Genomic DNA, 16,799 nt, shown 5'->3' with positions numbered 1-16,799 from the left:
CGAACCGGAGTCCAGGCAGGTCAGCGGGGACACGACGGCGATCGACGCGCCCCCGGGAAATACTCGGCGAGGCCACTGACACACGCAATGCCTTCCCACACATCGGGATCCGCGCGCGACCCGAACGGGAGTCGACGTAGTCGCGGGGTCGAGGCGGCAGGCGATGCCCACCGATACCGCCCGGGTCGGTAATGTCCGAGCGGAAACGCAGGGTGTGCACGAGGAGGATGGCGGCATTCGCGAACGACTGGGCGGTTTGGCCGGACTACTCGGCCGGCTTCGCCAACCCCGGGTGCTGCTGACGATCGTCGGCCTCGTACTGCTCTTCGGCGTGGCCGCCTTCGCCCCGCATCCGGCTCCGCAGCAGATTCGCGCATGGGCGGATTCGGTGGGGCCGTTGCTCCCGCTGGTGTTCTTCGCGGTGCACACCCTGGTCTGTATCGGACCGTTCCCGCGCACCATCTTCACATTGAGCGCGGGCATGCTCTTCGGTCCGGCCGAGGGTCTGGCCATCGCGGTCGGCGCGACCACGCTCAGTGCCGTACTGGCGTTATTGCTGGTCCGGGCACTCGATCATGATCGAGTGCGGGCGCGCCTGACCCATCCGGCGGTGCGTGCGGTGGATGCTCGCCTGGCGCGGCGCGGGTGGCTGGCCATCGGGTCGCTGCGGCTCATCGCCTTCGCGCCGTTCTCGATCGTGAACTACTGCGCGGGCCTGTCCTCGGTGCGCATGAAGCCGTACCTCGCCGCGACGGTGCTCGGGATTCTGCCCGGCACCATCGGCACGGTGCTGCTCGGCAACGCGCTCACCGGCAAAACCTCACCGGGCCAATTGGCGCTCACCGCAGCCTGTTTGGCGGTCGGCGTCCTCGGACTCGTCATCGATGCGCGGGTCCCGGTGCCCGAACCCGCCGTCGAGACCGTCTAGTCGTTCGCGCGCTTCTGCTCCTCCTGGAGCGTTTTCAGGGCCCGATCGACGCGGTCGGTGTCGGCCGGGGTCCAGTTCGGGGGTGCGGCGACCTCGGCCCAGGCGTAGGGCAGCAGGTCCTCATAGTTGTGCCCGTGGCCCGAAGGCGGTGACTGGGCGCGCACGAGATCGGCGCTGACCTGCCAGAAGGTGACGACCGGGAACCAGCGCATCGAGGCGGTGCGATCGCGGCCCGGGGGTTCGGTGAGCCAATCCGGGCGCGTGAACAGCAGATTCGGGTTCCACCAGACCACCGGGTCGGAGGCGTGCTGGAGGTACAGCACGCGCGGAGCCGACCAGGGATCGGTGGCCGAGTTCGGCGAATCCGGGGCGGGGATGCCCAGATCCTGTTTGCCCGCCGCGAATCTCACGATCAGGCCACCCGCGTAGGAGGGCAGGACTTCGTGTGTGCCGGGGTCGCGGCGGTCCTCGATCTCGCGCCACATGCGGTTGGAGTTGGGCGGGCCGACGAACAGCGCGCCGTCCACCGAGCGGCGGAGGTCGGACAGGTTGTCGAAAGCGCTCTCCGCCGACTGCGATCCGAGACTTTCACCGAAGACGATCAGGCGCGGACGGTGATCCGCGGGCAGTTGCGCCCAGCGGTCGTGGATTCCATTGATGAGCGCGGCACCCGCGGAGGCGGCGGCGGAACGGTCGACCAGGAAGGAGATCCAGCTCGGCAGGAACGAATACTGAAGGGCGGCAATGGCGGAATCGCCGTTGTACATCAACTCCAGGGATTGCGCGGCGGCCGGATTCACCCAGCCGGTGCCGGTGGTGCCGGCAACGACCAGAACCTTGCGGTCCCAGGCTTTACCGCGGTCGAGTTCCTCGACGATCAATCGAACGCGGGCATCGAGGTCGGGGGCGGACTCGAGTCCGGCGTAGACCCGGATCGGTTCGCGCGCGGGCGCACCGTTGATCTGCGCCAGCCGGGTGGACCCGATACCTCCCGCGACGAAGGTGCGGCCCTGCAACCCCAGGGTGTCCCAGCGCGCCGCCGAGGCCGGACTCCCCGAGCGCTCGGGCTGAACGGGTTGCAGCACACCATGTTCGGTGCCGCTGTTCTGCCCGGTGAAGACCACTCGCGCGGCATCGGAACTGCCCGCCAGCAGCACCTTGTCGACGAACAGCACCACCAGTAGCGCGACCGTGATCGGGGCGAGCACATGGGCGACCGGCATGGGCACCCGCAGCCGCGCGGCGAGCACATTCGCCAGTCCGCGTGCGGCCCGGCGCAGCCCGCGCGCGATCAGCAGGATGAGGGTGAAGATGGCCAGGATCATCAATCCGGTACGCAGATAGCCGATTCCGGCGGTCGGGGGCATACCCATGAGCGCGTCGACGTGACGCTGCCACTTCGCCGCCGCCAGCAGCGTGCTGATCACCGCCGACACCGCGAGCACCGCCACCACGATCTCCGCCGCCAATTCCACGCGATACCGCAGCCGCCACCACGAGAACCGCGGCGCGACCCATCGGCGCACCGGATACGCCAGCGCCACACCGACTCCGTAACCCGTCACACTGGTGACGCCGGTGACGATGCCCTGGAATATCCAGTCGCGCGGCAGAAGTGAGGGACTCAGACTCCAGGCGAAGAAACCCAATGCGAAGACCGAACCCACGAAGTCGAGACCGAGAATCGTCACGGGAGGAGTTCGCTCGGCCACCGGCCCCGCGGTGCGGCTCGACTCGTCCACCGGTTTCGCCCTCGGGCTCGGCTCGAGCACCGGGACCGCACCCGAGGCCAACTCCGGCGCGGATACCGAATCCGGCTCCGACTCAGGCGCGCGCTCGTGGGGTGCGGAATCGCCTTCTCGGGACTCGGCGCTCCTGGTGGATTCGGCACTCTCCATGGGGCAACCTTCTCATCTCGGGCGAGTGGCACCCTCATGGCACAAGGGGTGGGGTGCTTCGAATCACGGTTCCGCGCGAGCCTCGATGAGGGAGAACCTTTCCGCCATCCCGGCGCGTTTTTGGCCGGGATCCATCGAAATCTGTTGAGTCATAACCTGTGTGGATCCCGGCCGAAAGCATGCCGGGATGACGGGGGCTTCGCGCCCGCGCCGCACACCCACGCCGCCCGGCCCACGAACCGCCCCGATTCCCGGGCCGCGGCTCCACCGATCATGCTTACCGCTCGGTGGGCATCCACTTCGCGCATCGATCCCACGAGTCGGTGGCGCGCAGTCCGGCCGCCTTTGCTTTCAAATCACGGTGATCGTGGATCTGTGCGGCGGGGAGGCGAGGGCACAGGATCGGACCGGACGGTCTTGGCCCCGGTGCGGACGCATCGGAGAACGCCCTCGGACCGCGAACGAATCGGAGGATGGACGGCATGATCAGCATCGGGGCGACCCGAACCGGCACGCGCCCGGTGGAATTCGGAAAGGCCGATTCCACCGGGTCGCCGCGCGGACTGCGCAGGATCGCGGTGCGGGCCGGATCGCTGGCCGGACTGCTGCTGCTGTGGTGGGCCGCCAGCGCGGCCAAGGTCGTCGACCAGCAATTCCTGCCGACGCCGGGTGCGGTGTGGCGCGCCTTCGTGCGGGCCAACAGCTGGCATGAACTCGCCCCGGGCGTACCGCGCGAGGTGCGCGGTGAGCAGAACTATTTCCTCTGGGAACATCTGCTGGCCAGCCTCCAGCGCATCGGCCTCGGGGCGGGCGCGGCCGTAATCCTCGGTCCCCTGGCCGGATTCGGGCTGGGCACCTCGCGCACGCTGGCGGCGATTGTCGAGCCTTACCTGAACTTCCTGCGCGCCCTGCCGCCGCTGGGCTATATCGGCCTGCTCATCGTCTGGTTCGGTATCGGCGACACCTCGAAGATCTGGCTGCTGTTCCTGGCCGCCTTCCCGCCCGTGGTGATCGCGACCATGACCGGTGTGCACGGCGTCTCGGCCGATCGCATCAATTCCGCGCGCTCGCTCGGCGCGAATCGGCGACAGGTCATCACCCGAATCCTCTTGCCCGCCACCCTCCCCGAGGTGATCGGCGGGATTCGGGTGGCGGTCGGGTTCGCCTGGACCACCGTGGTCGCCGCCGAACTCGACAATGGCATTCCGGGCATCGGCGGTCTCGCCTACCTGGCCGGTCAGCGCCTCGACACCGCGCTGACCCTGGCCTGCGTCATCGTTATCGGTCTCACCGCGCTCGCTCTCGACGCGGTGATCAAGAGGATCGGCGATCTCGCCGTTCCGTGGAAAGGCAAAGCATGAAACGCAAGCTCGTCGCCCTGGCGCTGGCCGGAGTCCTCGCCGCGGCGCTCTCCGGGTGCGTGGAGTCCGGGCGCACCGATCAATCGCGGGCGGGCGGCGACAAGGTGGCATGCCCGGTTCCGATCGACGAATCCTTCACCGGCGCGGTGCGTCTGGGATATCAGGACATTCCCAATGGCGCGCTGGTGGTCAAGGACGCCGGGCTGCTCGAGACCTGCCTGCCCAAGGCCAAGATCACCTGGAGCAAGTTCGCCTCGGGCGCGACGGTGATTCAGGCGTTCGGATCCAACTCCCTCGACCTGGGCCTGCTCGGGAGTGCCGCTGCGGCACGGGCGATTTCGGCTCCGCTGAATATCGATATGAAGGTGGTGTGGATCCACGATGTGATCGGGTCCGCGGAATCGCTCGTGGTAAAGGATCCGGCCATCACCTCGGTGGCGGGCCTGCGCGGGAAGAAGATCGCGGTGCCGTTCGCCAGCACCTCGCACTACAGCCTGCTCGGCGCACTCGCCGCCGCCGGAATCGAACGGGATGTGACGCTCGTAAACCTTTCTCCCGACGCGATTCTCGGGGCGTGGCGGGACAGCGGAGTCGACGCCGCGTTCATCTGGGAGCCCACGCTCACCGAACTGTTGAAGAACGGGCATACCGTTACCACCGCCGCCGAGACCGCCAAGGCGGGTAAGCCGACCTTCGACCTGGAGGGTGCGCGCGCCGATTTCGTCGCGCAGAATCCGAAGTTCCTGACGGTGTGGACGGCGGCGCAGAACTGGGCCGTGCACCAGCTCGCGGGTGATCCGCAGGGCGCGGCCACCCATATCGCCGCACAGCTGGGCATTCCGGTCGACGCGGTCCGCCGGCAGTTGAGCGGATACGTCTACCTCGATGCCGCGACCCAGGCCGGTGCGCCGTATCTGGGCAGGCAACTCGGCACCGATCTCCAGGGTTCGGCGCAATTCCTGTTGAGCCAGGGCGAGATTCAGGGCCTGGCCGCACCGGAGAAGTACAGCGGGGCGGTTTACGCCGAGGCGGCCACGGCGGCGAGCGCGAAGTGAGTACCGCTGTCGCACAGCGTGATCGGGTCGTGCTGACCGAGGTAGCCAAGACCTACGACACCGCGACCGGCGCCACGGTGGCGCTGTCCCCCACCGATCTGGTCATCGAACTCGGGGAGTTCGTGAGCATTGTCGGACCGTCCGGTTGCGGTAAGACCACACTCTTGCAACTGCTCGGCGGCTTCCTCGCCCCGACCTCCGGCGCGCTGCTGGTCGGTGAGGATCGCATCGACGGTCCGAGCCCGGATCGGGGCGTGGTGTTCCAAGCGCCGACCCTGTACCCGTGGCTTTCGGTGCGCGGCAATATCGAGTTCGGCCCCAGGTGCCGGGGCGTGGACAAGCGGACCCGGCGCGCGGAGTCCGATCGACTGCTCGACCTGGTGGGGCTCGGCGATGTGGGCGCAAAGCGACCGTACGAGCTGTCCGGCGGCATGCAGCAGCGGGCACAGATCGCGCGGGTGCTGGCCAACGACCCGCGCATCATCCTCATGGACGAGCCGTTCGGCGCGCTGGATCAGCTCACCCGCGAACGCCTACAGGTCGAACTGCTGCGCCTGTGGCGACAGGCGGGCAAGACCGTGGTCTTCGTGACGCACTCGGTGGAAGAGGCGGTGTTCCTGTCCACCCGGGTGCTGGTCATGAGCGCGCGGCCGGGCCGGATCATCGTCGATCGCCGCATCGACCTGCCCGGCGACGACGCCGACCGGGTGCGCGACCTGCGGGTCACCGCGACCCCCGAGTTCCAGGCGGTGAAATCCGAACTGGCGCAGGCGATCTACGACGCCCACCGCTAACCCCTGAGCACACGAGGATGGCCCCGGATCCCCAGTGATCCGGGGCCATCGTCAGCTATCCGTGCCGGTCATCCGGAGGCAAGCGGTGCCTTACAGGTACGCGCCGCAGTGCGGCCACGCGCCGCGGCCCTGGCCGGCGAGCACGTTCTCGGCCACGCGGATCTGCTCCTCGCGGCTGGCGTTGGCGGCGTTACCCTGGCCGCCGTAGGCGTTCCAGGTGCTCTGGGTGAACTGCAGACCGCCGTAGAAGCCGTTACCGGTGTTGGCGGCCCAGTTGCCACTGCTCTCGCACTGCGCCACGGCGTCCCAGTCGCCCGAGGCGGCGGAGGCGGTCGCGGTGGTCAGCGCGAACGGAACGGCGGCCAGAATGCCGGTGGCGGCGGTGGCGACGAGCATGCGGGTGCTGAACTTGCGAGTCATAGAGGAATTCCCTGCCTGCGCCCTTCCGGCCCGCGCCCTATGGCTGCGGGTCCCCGTCCCCAGGGATGTCGGTTTCGTTCGAACCGCGGGACGGAGTTGCCGGTGTTCGGCGGTTCGATTTCGGACTCGTTGATTCGAGCCGTGAACGACGGTAACGGAACAATCACAACTAATCACGGAGCGATCACGGTCGGTTGACAAATTGATGTCGGCCGCACTCCTCGAGTTTGCGCAGACAGTGCCGGGCGAATGGTGAATTACATTATTCGAATTCAGCGCCGATAATGTGACGGACGCCACTGGAAAATAGTGATCCGAGTCGCGTAATACCCATCGAATTTCCGCGATGCGGACCTGCGCGAGACGACTCCGGCCGCCCCCTTTCCGGTGGGTTTCCGGTGAACTGAGATCGCGCTGCGCGGAACCATTGCCGCCGGTCAGAGCCATGACCGTAGTTCCCGCGACACCGTCGCACTCCCCACCGGAGGAACCATGGCCACCGAGGAACCACGTTCCGGCGCCCGTGCCGTCGATCGGGCGATCCAGGTGCTGAGCTGCTTCGAAGGTGATCCCGAGCTGTCGGTGAGCGTGCCGGGGCAGCTGGCAGACCTCCCGGTGAGCACCGTGCACCGGCTCGCCCGGGCGCTGGTGCGCGGGCGACTGCTCGAACAGGACGACACCACCGACCGTTACCGAATAGGTCACGGTCTGGCGTCGCTTGCGCGCCCCGCCCTGGGCCGTCTGGGCATCGAGTCCGCCGCGCCCTACCTATCCGCGCCGGCGGCCGGGATTCGCATCACCGTGAGCGTGAGCGTGGCGCAGGACCGGGATGCGGTCACGGTGTTCCAGGCCAGGCCACCGGTGTTCTTCCGCCCCAATCAGGTGCCGCGAGCCCGGCAGCCGCTGCGCACCGGCGCGGCCGGGCACGCCCTGCTCGCGTTCTCGCCGTTCACCACCATCGCCGAGGAGCACGCGGCCCGGCAGAACACCCGCCCGGCGCGTCCGGGCAAGCTGCACAGCGAACTCGATCGGGTGCGCCGGACCGGACTCGTCCCGCCGACGATCCGATTCGCGCGATCGCGGTACCCAGTGTCGGGACCGATAAACGGGTGCGCGGCGCGCTCGCGGTGCAGGCGCGCTCGGCGCGGCTCGATGCGAAGCATCCTGCCCGCCATGCGAATCACCGCCGGACGCATCGCGCCCCTGTTCCAAACCGTCGGCGCGGCAACGAATTCCGCCGCCGAATTGGAAACACGCTGATTTCCATATCGTGAAAAGCCGGTTGCCCGGTTCCCCCGGGCACCGCACTCTTTGATCAACCGGTCATTCCTGAATACGCGTTGCGGCAAACGCATTCATCGAAAGAATCACTATGGCTCTCCTTTTCGATCGTCACGGGCATTGCGAATCCTCGCGGCCGCATTCGCCATTACCGGTGCGGTGGGCGTACTCACCGGTTGCGGTAAGCCCGAGCCGGCCAAGACCGCAGACGGGAAAACCGTTGTGCGCTACCAAGGTCAGACCGGACAGGTGACGCACTTCGAACCCGCGGCGGATCTGGGCTACTTCAGCGGGATCGACCTGCACTGGGGCGGCGGTAAGCAGCCGCTTGGGATGCCAATAGCGACTACGCCAAGAAGGTTGCCAAGGCGCCGCTGGTGACCGATCATCCGGTGGTGTGGGTGCATCCGTGACCGGGGAGCGCGTGCTGTTCGTGAACCCGGGCTTCACCACCCGCATCGTCGGGCCGAGCCCGCGCCAGAACGACGCGCTCCCGGAGCTGCTCTACGCCGAGCTGCCGGATCCGGCGTACACGGTCCGATTCCGCTGGGAGAAGGGCAGTCTCGCGTTCTGGGACAATCATGCCACCGCACACCTCGCGCCCGGCGATCTGAACCATCTCGATGTCACCCGGGTGCTGTACCGCAGACGATATTAGCGTCGGCGTGGCCGGAGAGCCCTCGCGCGCCATCTCCGGAGAACGCTTCGCCGGGGTAACCGGCTGATACGCTCCGAACCTATGCCGAGGGCCTTCGACCACACCCCGTCGAGGGCCTTCGGCCTGTGCCGGGCCTGCGCCGCGCGCGGATACGCCGCCTGCCGTTCATGCGCGACACATCTGCGGCACGCACTCGACCAGCTACGGCCACCTTTGCCCTATTTGCTTTCATCCCGCGATCATTCGGCGATCACCCGGAGTTCCGGTCCGGCTGCTCTACTTCGACATATGGTCAACGTCTCCCGCAGACGGCTGCTCGGCTCGGCGACGACCATCGCGGCGGGTGCGGCGGCAGGCTCACTCCTGCCGTCTTCGCTGCACCGCGCCATGGCCGCGCCCGTGCGGGCGGGCGGATTGAATGCCATCGAGCATGTCGTCCTGCTCATGCAGGAGAACCGGTCATTCGACCACTACTACGGGTCGCTCGCGGGCGTGCGCGGGTTCGGCGATGAGACCCCGCTACGATTGCGCAACGGCGCCAACGCCTTCCGGCAACCGGGCGGACCCGGCGGTGAGGTACTGCCCTTCTCCGCACGCGCGGCGGCGGCGCACGCGGGACGGCCGGACAGCGATATCCAGTATCTGGACAGTCTCGATCACGAATGGAAGGGCAGCACCAAGGCGTGGGGGCAGGGGTGGTGGGATCGGTGGATCGAGGCCAAATCCCCGGCCACCATGACCTATTACGAGCGCCGGGACCTGCCGCTGCAATACGAGCTCGCGGACACCTTCACCATCTGCGACGCCTACCACTGTTCGATGTTCGGCGGAACCAACCCCAATCGGAACTACTTCTTTACGGGGACAACGGGATTCGAGCCGTGGGGGAGCAAGCGCGCGGTGGACAACGCCGCCTATGACGCCCGGCATCGCGGATACGACTGGCGGACCTATCCCGAACGCCTGGAGGCGGCGGGGGTGTCGTGGCAGATCTATCAGGAGTGGGACAACTTCACCGACAACCCGGTCGAATACTTCCTGCCGTTCAAGCGCATCGGGCATAAGGTGCTCGCCGAGGTGGACGGGCGTTATCAGACCACCGAGAAGTTCTACGAATCGCTCGCGGGGCGACCGCTCGCGGATCAGCGGCGACTGCTGAACCAGTTGCGGGCCGGGCGGGACAAGCTCTCCGACGCCGAGCGCAGCCTCTTCGATCGCGCCATGTACCGCGGCGAACCCGACAGTCTGCTCCAGCGCTTCGCCGATGATATTGCGGCGGACCGGCTTCCGGCCGTGAGCTGGTTGGTGCCGCCCGCGCGGTACTCCGAACATCCCTCGGAGTCCACCCCGGTGGGCAGCGCCGATTTCATCTACCGACTGCTCGATATCATCGGCTCCGATATCGACACCTGGTCCAAGACGGCGATATTCCTGACCTTCGACGAGAACGACGGCTACTTCGACCACGTCCCGCCGCCGGTGCCACCGCGACCCGCCGACGGCAATGGGGAGGACTGGTACGACGGACAGGCCATCGGACTGGGCGTGCGGGTGCCGATGACGGTCATATCACCCTGGACCATGGGCGGATTCGTCTCCTCGGAGGTCTTCGACCACACCTCGGTCCTGCGCTTCCTCGAACTCTGGACCGGGGTCGGCGAGCCGAATATCAGCGCCTGGCGGCGCACCGTCTGCGGCGATATGACCTCGGTCTTCGACTTCGCCGCCAAGGGCAAGCGGCCGCGACTGGGCAGACCCGGACCGGTTCCGGCCGCGGTCTCGCGGTGGAAGGCCGAACCGCCCGCCTCGCAATCACTGCCGATCCAGGAGCCGGGCACGCGCAAAGCCCGGCCGCTCCCCTATCAACCCGCGGTCTCCAGCACGGTGGACGGGTCAGCACTGTCGGTGACGCTCATCGATACCGGCAGGGCCTACGCGCATTTCACCCTCTATCCGTTCGCGGGCGTCGGCGGCGATCCACGGCATTACGACGTGGACGGCAAGACGACGGTGCAGTTCGCGGTCACCGGGAAATACGATCTCGTCGTCCAGGGGCCGAACCGGTTCTGGCACGAATTGCGCGGGGACACCACGGGAGTCGCGGCCGGGGTCCGGGTCGGCACCGAACCCGGTGCTCGTTCGGCCCTGGTGCTCACACTCGCCAATCATGGTGGGCGCGTAGTGGTGTTGACCATCACCCCGCGTCGCGGCGGCGGCGATGCGCGGCGGGTCGAATTGGCGGCGGGCAGTGCACAGCGCCTGGAGTGGCCCACCCACGACGGCTGGTACGACCTGGAGATCACCGCCGTCGCCGACGCGGAGTTCCGGCGGCGCGTCACCGGACGGATCGAGGACGGTAAGCCGGGCGTGAGCTCGGACTGACATTCCCGCCGTGTGCCGGACGATCATCTCCACGGGCTCGGAACTGAACCGGTTCTTCACCGCGCTGGTCACCGGAAAGCTGCTTCCCGCACCGCAACTCGTGCAGATGGAACCGACGGTGCCGATGTCACCCTCCACCGCGATGCACTACGGACTGGGACTGATCCGATTCCAGATACCCTGCGGGACAGCCGGAAAGGACGTCAAGGAGCTCTGGGGGCACTCCGGCGGCATTCCCGGATTCACCACCCTGGCCATCGCCACGCCCCAGGGCAACGCGGCGGCGATCAGCATCAACACCTCCGATACCAATGATCGGTTCTCCGGCACGGTGACCGCGGTGGCCTGCGCGATCGCCTGATCCGGACATGCCGAGGGCTCGGTGATCGATGATCACCGAGCCCGCATGCGAGGGGTCAACGCCCGAGTGGGCGTCCCGGCGGCGGGGGCTGCTGCCAGCGCTGATCACCGGGCGGATCCTGGCGCGGCTGCTGCGGATCCTGGCCGAGCCGCTGTTGTTCCGGCGGCCGGGGCACCGCACGCTGTTGCGGCGGTGCGGTTTCCGCGCGCGGACGCGTCGGCGGCATCGCGGTCGCGTCGACCGGAGCTCGGGCATCGGCCTCCGCGGCGCGGACCGCGCGTTCGGCGGCCGGATCGGTGGCGGTATTGAACCAGTCGGCCACCTCGTCGGCGTCATCCTCGGGACGTTCGGTGACCTCGCTGTCGGCGGCCGGTTCATACCGGAAGGTGCCGTCCGCGCCCTCCTTGGCGAAATTGCGGGCGAAACCCTCCAGGGCCTTGCCGAAATCGCTCGGCACCAGCCACACCTTGTTGGCATCGCCCTTGGCGACCTGCGGCAGGGTCTGCATGTACTGGTAGGCCAGCAGTTCGGGGGTCGGCTTGCCGTTCTTGATGGCGGCGAAGACCTTCTCAATGGCCTTGGCCTGGCCCTGGGCCTGGAGATACGCGGCGGCGCGTTCACCCTGGGCGCGCAGGATACGGGATTGCCGCTCACCCTCGGCCGACAGGATCGACGCCTGTTTGGAGCCCTCGGCGGACAGGATCTGCGCCTGCTTCTGGCCCTCGGCGGTCTTGATGGCGGCCTCGCGCTGGCCCTCGGCGGTGAGGATGATGGCGCGCTTCTCGCGGTCCGCCTTCATCTGCTTCTCCATCGACTCCTGAATCGAGGGCGGCGGATCGATGGCCTTGAGTTCGACCCGCGAGACGCGCAGACCCCAGCGGCCGGTCGCCTCGTCGAGTACGCCGCGCAGCTGATGGTTGATCTGATCGCGGGAGGTCAGCGTCTCCTCGAGGGTCATCCCACCGACCACATTGCGCAGTGTGGTGATGGTCAATTGCTCTACGGCGGCAATGTAATTGCTGATTTCGTAGACCGCGGCCTGCGGACTGGTGACCTGGAAATACACCACCGAGTCGATCTGCACGGTCAGGTTGTCCTGGGTGATCACCGGCTGCGGCGGGAACGACACCACCCGCTCGCGCAGATCCACCTTGGCGCGTACGCGGTCGGCGAAGGGCACCAGGAAGGTCAGCTGTCCGGAGACGGTGCGCGAATAGCGACCCAGGCGTTCGATGACGGCGGCTTCGGCCTGCGGCACCAGCGCCACCGACTTGAAGACGATCACCACCACCAATAGGACCAGAACAAGAGCGACTATGAGTACAGCCATCTAGGGCCCCTTCCACACGACGACGTGCGCGCCGTCGATCCTCATGATGTAGACGGTCGAACCCTCCGGATACGTCTCATCCGGATCGAAGGCCCGCGCGCTCCACACTTCACCATCGAGCTTCACCCGGCCACCATGCTCGTCGACCGCCTCCAGCACGCGCGCGGTCTTACCCGGCAGCGCGTCCATGCCGGTGGGCGTCGGCGGCGGAATCGAGTAGCGGCGCAACAGAAATGGGCGAACCAGCAGCAGCAGCGCGATGGCGGTGACACCGAAGATCACCGCATCCACCACCAGCGGGGTACCGGCCAGACCACTCACACCGGCGGTGATCACCGCGGCACTACCCAGCATGAGCAGCGTGAGATCACCCGTGAGCATCTCCGCCGCCGCGAGGAGTATCCCCGCGACCAGCCAAACGATTGCGGCCACGACACCACAGTAATCGCTCTCGCCACACCCTGCGCAAGATCGAGCGCGCCGACCCCCGAATCGGTACCTGCCCCGAAAACGCGCGTCGGAGCGGGGCGTTTCCCGGATCTGCCGGTACCTTCGATGCGGTGAACGGGCGTGACAACTATGGCGGCGACATCTTCTCCGGACATGCGCGGACGCGAAAGCGCGAAATACCGCAGGTGATCGCCGAACGCGACCTGGTCGCCGAGGACGCCGCCAGCGGATTCTGCGGCGCGGTAGTCGGTTTCGACCGCACCTACGACGGCGACTTCGTCAAACTCGAGGACGGGCGCGGGCGGGTGCGCCTGTTCGCCATGCGCGAGGCGGCGTTCCTGATCGACGGGGAACCCGTCACGCTGATCCGGCCGACCGCCGTCGCACCGAAGCAGCCGACGCGCTCGGCCTCCGGATCCACCCGCGTCGAGGGTGCGCGCGCCCGGGTCGCGCGGGCCAGCCGAATCTGGGTCGAAGGCGTGCACGACGCGGCGATCGTCGAGCGGGTGTGGGGGCATGACCTGCGCATCGAGGGTGTGGTGGTGGAACAGCTCGAGGGTTTGGACCATCTGGCCGCGCGGCTGACCGAATTCCAGCCCGGACCCGGCAGCCGGGTCGGCGTACTGGTCGACCATCTGGTCACCGGCTCCAAGGAGACCGGGCTGACCACCGGGCTCGGCCCGCACGTGATGGTCACCGGGCACCCGTATATCGATGTGTGGCAGGCGGTTCGGCCCGCGGTGCTGGGTATCGCCGCCTGGCCGGAGGTGCCGCGCGGTGAGGATTGGAAGACCGGCGTCTGCCGGCGGCTGAACTGGGGCACCCCGCAGGAGGGATGGCGGCGCGTCTACAACGCCGTCAACTCCTACCGGGACCTGGAACCGCACCTCATCGGCGCGGTGGAACGCCTCATCGATTTCGTCACCGAACCCGAGTAACCCTGGGCGCGTTGCTCACTCGAGCGCGATCGGGCCGCGCCCGGTTCGACTTCATCGTGCCACTACCGGAATCGATCGGCCGAGAGCGAAAGACCCTGCCGACCAAAGACTCTCGAACTTGTCATCGGGTGTCGGGGCCGCGGTTCACCCGGGCGCGGAGAGCCGTTCAGTCGATGGTGAAATCCAGATTCACCGGGCGGTCGGGGAATTCGTCGGCATTGAGCAGTTCGGTGGCCGTGGCCGCGATATCGGCGCCCACCAGATCCAGGTCCAGATCGCTGATGCGGGCCTCGCCCGATCCCTCCAGCAGTAGGCCGAAGGCTATGTAGTGCGCGGCTTCCGGGACATCGGAGACGATCTGATGATGCGTCCACCGGGTGGTGCCGTGGATGCGGCGGTTCTCCATACTGTCGAAGACCAGGATCTCGCCCTTGCGGCCGTTGACCCGCATCCACAGGCCGACAGCCGAGGTGTCGGGGGCGGTGGTCTTGATATTGCCCGAGAGTTGAATGCGCTTGCCGCGGTACTGCTCCGCCTTGACCATCTGCATGAGGGTGCCGAAGCCACTCGCGTTCGGACGCGAGCGCAGGTAGCCCGCGGGACTGTGGCGGCCGCGTACGGTGCGGTCGATGCCGATCTCGTACTTGCCCGGATCGCTTTCGCTCAGCACCCATCCGGTGAGCAGACGGCCTTCGGAGGAGGCGAAACCGGGCAGCGCCTTGGTCTCCAGGAATACCTTCGTGGTCTCGATGCGCACCCGTTCGGTATCGGCTTCGAGCTTGCGGGTTTCGGCGGCGGTGCGTTTACGCGTGGTCAGGTAGGTGACCAGGGCGACGCATAACCCGCCGAACAGGGATGAGAGCAGGCCGAGCACCATGGAATCGTTCATCTCCCCGGCCTTCGATCGTCGAGCACCGGACCCATTGTCCCGAACCGGAGGTGATCACGCCGTCGAACGGTTGATCGATTTCCGATCCAGCCCATAGTTGCTCGCCAGCTATTCTTGAAATCATGAGTACGCCGAGCGCCACGCTGACGGTCTGGGCCAGCTCCTGGCTGGCGGGTCGCAGCGCCCCCGACGATGTGCTGGATGCACTGCGCGCCTGGGCGCCCCGCCAAACCGTCGCGGCCGGAGATCCCGTCACCGGCGGCCACACCGGACTACCGTGGGCCGCCGACGAATCCGAGGAACCCACCGGGGCCGGAATCATGGTGCTGCTCAAACTCATTCGGGAGGCCTTCACCGCCCCCACCGCTCAGCTGCGCCTGGTGCTCCCCATCCCCGGCGATGTCCGTGGCGTCCCCGTCGGCACCGAATTCGCCTCCGCCGCAACCGAAGCGGGTGAGGGCCTGTTCATCGGCGCCCCCGGCAGCGACGGCACCGGCCTGGTCCCGATCTGGACCGATGACGAAACCCTGCAGTGGCGGGTCTACGCCACCCCCATCCCCTACGCCATCGAACCCGATATGCCCCTCGGCGAAGCCGAATACGCCATGCGCCAGGCCGTCCGCGACGCCGCCGACGCCCTCCAACAACTGCACACCACCCAGGTCGACCCCACCGGCCCCAGCCCCCGCGACCTGATCGAAGACGAACTCGAAGCCCTCTCCCAACACCACTACCCCGACTCCCTCCCCCTGCGCGCCCGCCGCATCCTCGACACCGCCGACCAGGTGGCCGCCATCCTCACCGTCGCCGAACGCGCCCCCGCCTCAGCCCCCACCTCCGCCACCGCGATCGCCGCCCAGGAATCCCTGCTCCGCCCCCTCTGGAACGCCATCCGCTCCGCCCGCCTGGCCGCGGTCCACGCCCGCGGCTAGAGCGAGGCAGCGGCCATGCCGGTGTCCGATTTGATCAAGACCCGGGCGGGTGGGCGGGATTACGGTTCGGGGTATGACATTTCGGATTGATGCGGTCGGGATTGTTGTTTCGGATATGGGGGCAGCCGTGAATTTCTATCGGCGGCTCGGGGTGGAGATCGGGGCGGGGGCGGAGGGGGAGCCGCATGTGGAGGCTTCGCTCGGGGGTGGGGTTCGATTGTTGTTGGATACCGAGGAGACGATTCGGTCGTTTCATCCCGAGTGGCGGGGCGGGACGGGGCGGATGGGGTTGGCTTGCCGGTGTGAATCACCGGCCGAGGTCGATGCCAAATACGAGGAATTGGTAGGAGCGGGGTATCGGGGCGAATTGCCGCCGTTCGATGCGTTCTGGGGGCAGCGGTATGCGACGGTGCTCGATCCCGATGGGAATGGGGTGGATTTGTTCGCGGCCCTTGGCTGAGGGGATCGCGAATCGATAATCGCGATTACCCGCGCAGTAGTTCGGAGAGGGGCACCCCCGCGAAGTCCCGGATTTCGCGGGAGAGGTGCGGCTGGTCGGCGTAGCCGGTGCGGGCGGCGACCTCGGCGGGTGGGACGCCGGTGCGGGCCAGGGCCAGGGCTCGTTGCATGCGGAGAATGCGCGCGAGGGTTTTCGGGCCGTAGCCGAAGGCCGTGAGCGACAGGCGGTGCAGTCGGCGCGGGCCCAATCCCAGGCCGGCGGCCAGTGCCCCGACAGTGGTTGTGCCCGACTGGAGTTCCGTCACGATACGGGTGAGGATCGGGTCGACGGGGTCGGTGTCGGCTGCGCGCCGGTGCGCGATCGCCTCGAGCCCGGCGGTGGGAGAGGACGCGGATTCCACGAGCCGAAGGGCGTTGCGGGTATCCGGGACCGACCACAGGTCGGCCAGATCCGGTCGGCCGTCGCGGAGTTCGTCGGCGGGCACGCCCAGGAGGGCGGGGGCCGCTCCGGGCGGGAAGCGGATGCCCGCGATGCGGGCGGGCAGATCGGCGGGCGGGTGATACGCATGGGTGTCGGGACCGGCGACCGAGAGCTTGCCGTTGATCCAGAGCAGGTCCATACATCCGTCCGGTAGCACCGGCATCGCGGTGTCGACCGACATA

18 protein-coding genes are annotated in these 16,799 nt (G+C 67.7%); 12 read left to right on the top strand and 6 right to left on the bottom strand.

Annotation, left to right across the window (positions count from 1 at the left end):
• Positions 1-292: 292 nt before the first annotated feature.
• Positions 293-928 carry a TVP38/TMEM64 family protein gene (locus NA10_RS16550; RefSeq protein WP_067568785.1) on the top strand — a complete coding sequence of 212 codons (636 nt, stop codon included), beginning with the start codon at positions 293-295 and terminating at the stop codon, positions 926-928.
• Here the strand turns inward: NA10_RS16550 and NA10_RS16545 are convergent.
• Positions 925-2,826, bottom strand: coding sequence for an alpha/beta hydrolase (locus tag NA10_RS16545; protein WP_084514794.1), 1,902 nt, complete (start codon positions 2,824-2,826; stop codon positions 925-927). The two genes, NA10_RS16550 and NA10_RS16545, sit on opposite strands and share 4 nt — an antisense overlap.
• 482 nt (positions 2,827-3,308) lie before the next feature.
• Between NA10_RS16545 and NA10_RS16540 the strand changes: the two genes are divergently transcribed.
• The 3 genes from NA10_RS16540 to NA10_RS16530 are packed head-to-tail and all read left to right on the top strand — an operon-like array spanning position 3,309 to position 6,036.
• Positions 3,309-4,187, top strand: a complete 879-nt coding sequence (locus NA10_RS16540; RefSeq protein ID WP_084514826.1) for an ABC transporter permease — start codon at positions 3,309-3,311, stop codon at positions 4,185-4,187.
• Positions 4,184-5,242, top strand: a complete 1,059-nt coding sequence (locus NA10_RS16535; RefSeq protein WP_067568733.1) for a taurine ABC transporter substrate-binding protein — start codon at positions 4,184-4,186, stop codon at positions 5,240-5,242. Before NA10_RS16540 ends, NA10_RS16535 begins: the two co-directional genes overlap by 4 nt.
• The gene (locus tag NA10_RS16530) at positions 5,239-6,036 is read left to right on the top strand and encodes an ABC transporter ATP-binding protein (RefSeq protein ID WP_067568732.1); all 798 of its coding nucleotides are present in this window, start codon (positions 5,239-5,241) and stop codon (positions 6,034-6,036) included. The genes NA10_RS16535 and NA10_RS16530 overlap by 4 nt, the downstream gene beginning before the upstream one ends.
• 90 nt (positions 6,037-6,126) lie before the next feature.
• On the opposite strand, the gene NA10_RS16525 is transcribed toward NA10_RS16530, so the two are convergent.
• A complete protein-coding gene (locus NA10_RS16525; RefSeq protein ID WP_067568731.1) occupies positions 6,127-6,456 on the bottom strand; it encodes a transglycosylase family protein in 330 nt (109 codons plus the stop codon).
• A 492-nt stretch (positions 6,457-6,948) separates the two neighbouring features.
• Between NA10_RS16525 and NA10_RS16520 the strand changes: the two genes are divergently transcribed.
• The 5 genes from NA10_RS16520 to NA10_RS16500 all read left to right on the top strand — a co-directional run bounded on the left by NA10_RS16520 (position 6,949) and on the right by NA10_RS16500 (position 11,138).
• Positions 6,949-7,716 (top strand): IclR family transcriptional regulator, encoded by a 768-nt coding sequence (locus NA10_RS16520; RefSeq protein ID WP_067568730.1) that lies wholly within the window; start codon positions 6,949-6,951, stop codon positions 7,714-7,716.
• Positions 7,717-7,857: 141 nt separating this feature from the next.
• Positions 7,858-8,118 (top strand): hypothetical protein, encoded by a 261-nt coding sequence (locus NA10_RS36785; protein WP_067568729.1) that lies wholly within the window; start codon positions 7,858-7,860, stop codon positions 8,116-8,118.
• A 16-nt stretch (positions 8,119-8,134) separates the two neighbouring features.
• Complete coding sequence (locus NA10_RS36780) at positions 8,135-8,395, top strand: TauD/TfdA dioxygenase family protein (protein ID WP_373862383.1); 261 nt, start codon at positions 8,135-8,137, stop codon at positions 8,393-8,395.
• 288 nt (positions 8,396-8,683) lie between these two features.
• Positions 8,684-10,777 (top strand): phosphocholine-specific phospholipase C, encoded by a 2,094-nt coding sequence (locus tag NA10_RS16505; RefSeq protein WP_067568727.1) that lies wholly within the window; start codon positions 8,684-8,686, stop codon positions 10,775-10,777.
• A 10-nt stretch (positions 10,778-10,787) separates the two neighbouring features.
• On the top strand, positions 10,788-11,138 hold the full coding sequence (locus tag NA10_RS16500; RefSeq protein ID WP_067568726.1) for a serine hydrolase: 351 nt from the start codon (positions 10,788-10,790) through the stop codon (positions 11,136-11,138).
• 55 nt (positions 11,139-11,193) lie between these two features.
• Here the strand turns inward: NA10_RS16500 and NA10_RS16495 are convergent, their stop codons facing one another.
• Both NA10_RS16495 and NA10_RS16490 read right to left on the bottom strand, forming a co-directional pair.
• Positions 11,194-12,468, bottom strand: coding sequence for an SPFH domain-containing protein (locus tag NA10_RS16495; RefSeq protein ID WP_067568725.1), 1,275 nt, complete (start codon positions 12,466-12,468; stop codon positions 11,194-11,196).
• Entirely contained in the window at positions 12,469-12,900 is a 432-nt protein-coding gene (locus NA10_RS16490) for an NfeD family protein (RefSeq protein WP_067568724.1), read from the bottom strand.
• Between the two features lie 128 nt (positions 12,901-13,028).
• Between NA10_RS16490 and NA10_RS16485 the strand changes: the two genes are divergently transcribed.
• The gene (locus tag NA10_RS16485; RefSeq protein WP_067568723.1) at positions 13,029-13,856 is read left to right on the top strand and encodes a DUF3097 domain-containing protein; all 828 of its coding nucleotides are present in this window, start codon (positions 13,029-13,031) and stop codon (positions 13,854-13,856) included.
• 166 nt (positions 13,857-14,022) lie between these two features.
• Here the strand turns inward: NA10_RS16485 and NA10_RS16480 are convergent, their stop codons facing one another.
• A complete protein-coding gene (locus NA10_RS16480; protein WP_067568722.1) occupies positions 14,023-14,745 on the bottom strand; it encodes a hypothetical protein in 723 nt (240 codons plus the stop codon).
• 122 nt (positions 14,746-14,867) lie between these two features.
• Here NA10_RS16480 and NA10_RS16475 point away from each other — a divergent pair, with 122 nt between their 5' ends.
• Together NA10_RS16475 and NA10_RS16470 are read left to right on the top strand one after the other, a co-directional pair.
• Positions 14,868-15,677 (top strand): Rv1486c family protein, encoded by an 810-nt coding sequence (locus NA10_RS16475; RefSeq protein ID WP_067568721.1) that lies wholly within the window; start codon positions 14,868-14,870, stop codon positions 15,675-15,677.
• Positions 15,678-15,750: 73 nt separating this feature from the next.
• Positions 15,751-16,137 carry a VOC family protein gene (locus tag NA10_RS16470; RefSeq protein ID WP_084514824.1) on the top strand — a complete coding sequence of 129 codons (387 nt, stop codon included), beginning with the start codon at positions 15,751-15,753 and terminating at the stop codon, positions 16,135-16,137.
• 25 nt (positions 16,138-16,162) lie between these two features.
• On the opposite strand, the gene NA10_RS16465 is transcribed toward NA10_RS16470, so the two are convergent.
• Positions 16,163-16,798 (bottom strand): helix-turn-helix domain-containing protein, encoded by a 636-nt coding sequence (locus NA10_RS16465; RefSeq protein WP_067568782.1) that lies wholly within the window; start codon positions 16,796-16,798, stop codon positions 16,163-16,165.
• Position 16,799 lies beyond the last annotated feature (1 nt).

Origin of the sequence: Nocardia acidivorans NBRC 108247, from assembly GCF_001625085.1 — a bacterium.
In the GTDB taxonomy this organism is placed as follows: Bacteria; Actinomycetota; Actinomycetes; order Mycobacteriales; family Mycobacteriaceae; genus Nocardia; species Nocardia acidivorans.
Note: the sequence above shows the minus strand (reverse complement) of the source record. Positions and strands in the feature narration are given on the sequence as shown.

Excerpts from the sequence above, each read along its gene's own strand:
- NA10_RS16545 (WP_084514794.1), bottom strand. The coding sequence starts at position 2,826 with ATGGAGAGTGCCGAATCCACCAGGAGCGCCGAGTCCCGAGAAGGCGAT.
- NA10_RS16540 (WP_084514826.1), top strand. The coding sequence starts at position 3,309 with ATGATCAGCATCGGGGCGACCCGAACCGGCACGCGCCCGGTGGAATTC.
- NA10_RS16535 (WP_067568733.1), top strand. The coding sequence starts at position 4,184 with ATGAAACGCAAGCTCGTCGCCCTGGCGCTGGCCGGAGTCCTCGCCGCG.
- NA10_RS16525 (WP_067568731.1), bottom strand. The coding sequence starts at position 6,456 with ATGACTCGCAAGTTCAGCACCCGCATGCTCGTCGCCACCGCCGCCACC.
- NA10_RS16520 (WP_067568730.1), top strand. The coding sequence starts at position 6,949 with ATGGCCACCGAGGAACCACGTTCCGGCGCCCGTGCCGTCGATCGGGCG.
- NA10_RS16505 (WP_067568727.1), top strand. The coding sequence starts at position 8,684 with ATGGTCAACGTCTCCCGCAGACGGCTGCTCGGCTCGGCGACGACCATC.
- NA10_RS16495 (WP_067568725.1), bottom strand. The coding sequence starts at position 12,468 with ATGGCTGTACTCATAGTCGCTCTTGTTCTGGTCCTATTGGTGGTGGTG.
- NA10_RS16480 (WP_067568722.1), bottom strand. The coding sequence starts at position 14,745 with ATGAACGATTCCATGGTGCTCGGCCTGCTCTCATCCCTGTTCGGCGGG.
- NA10_RS16475 (WP_067568721.1), top strand. The coding sequence starts at position 14,868 with ATGAGTACGCCGAGCGCCACGCTGACGGTCTGGGCCAGCTCCTGGCTG.
- NA10_RS16470 (WP_084514824.1), top strand. The coding sequence starts at position 15,751 with ATGACATTTCGGATTGATGCGGTCGGGATTGTTGTTTCGGATATGGGG.
- NA10_RS16465 (WP_067568782.1), bottom strand. The coding sequence starts at position 16,798 with ATGTCGGTCGACACCGCGATGCCGGTGCTACCGGACGGATGTATGGAC.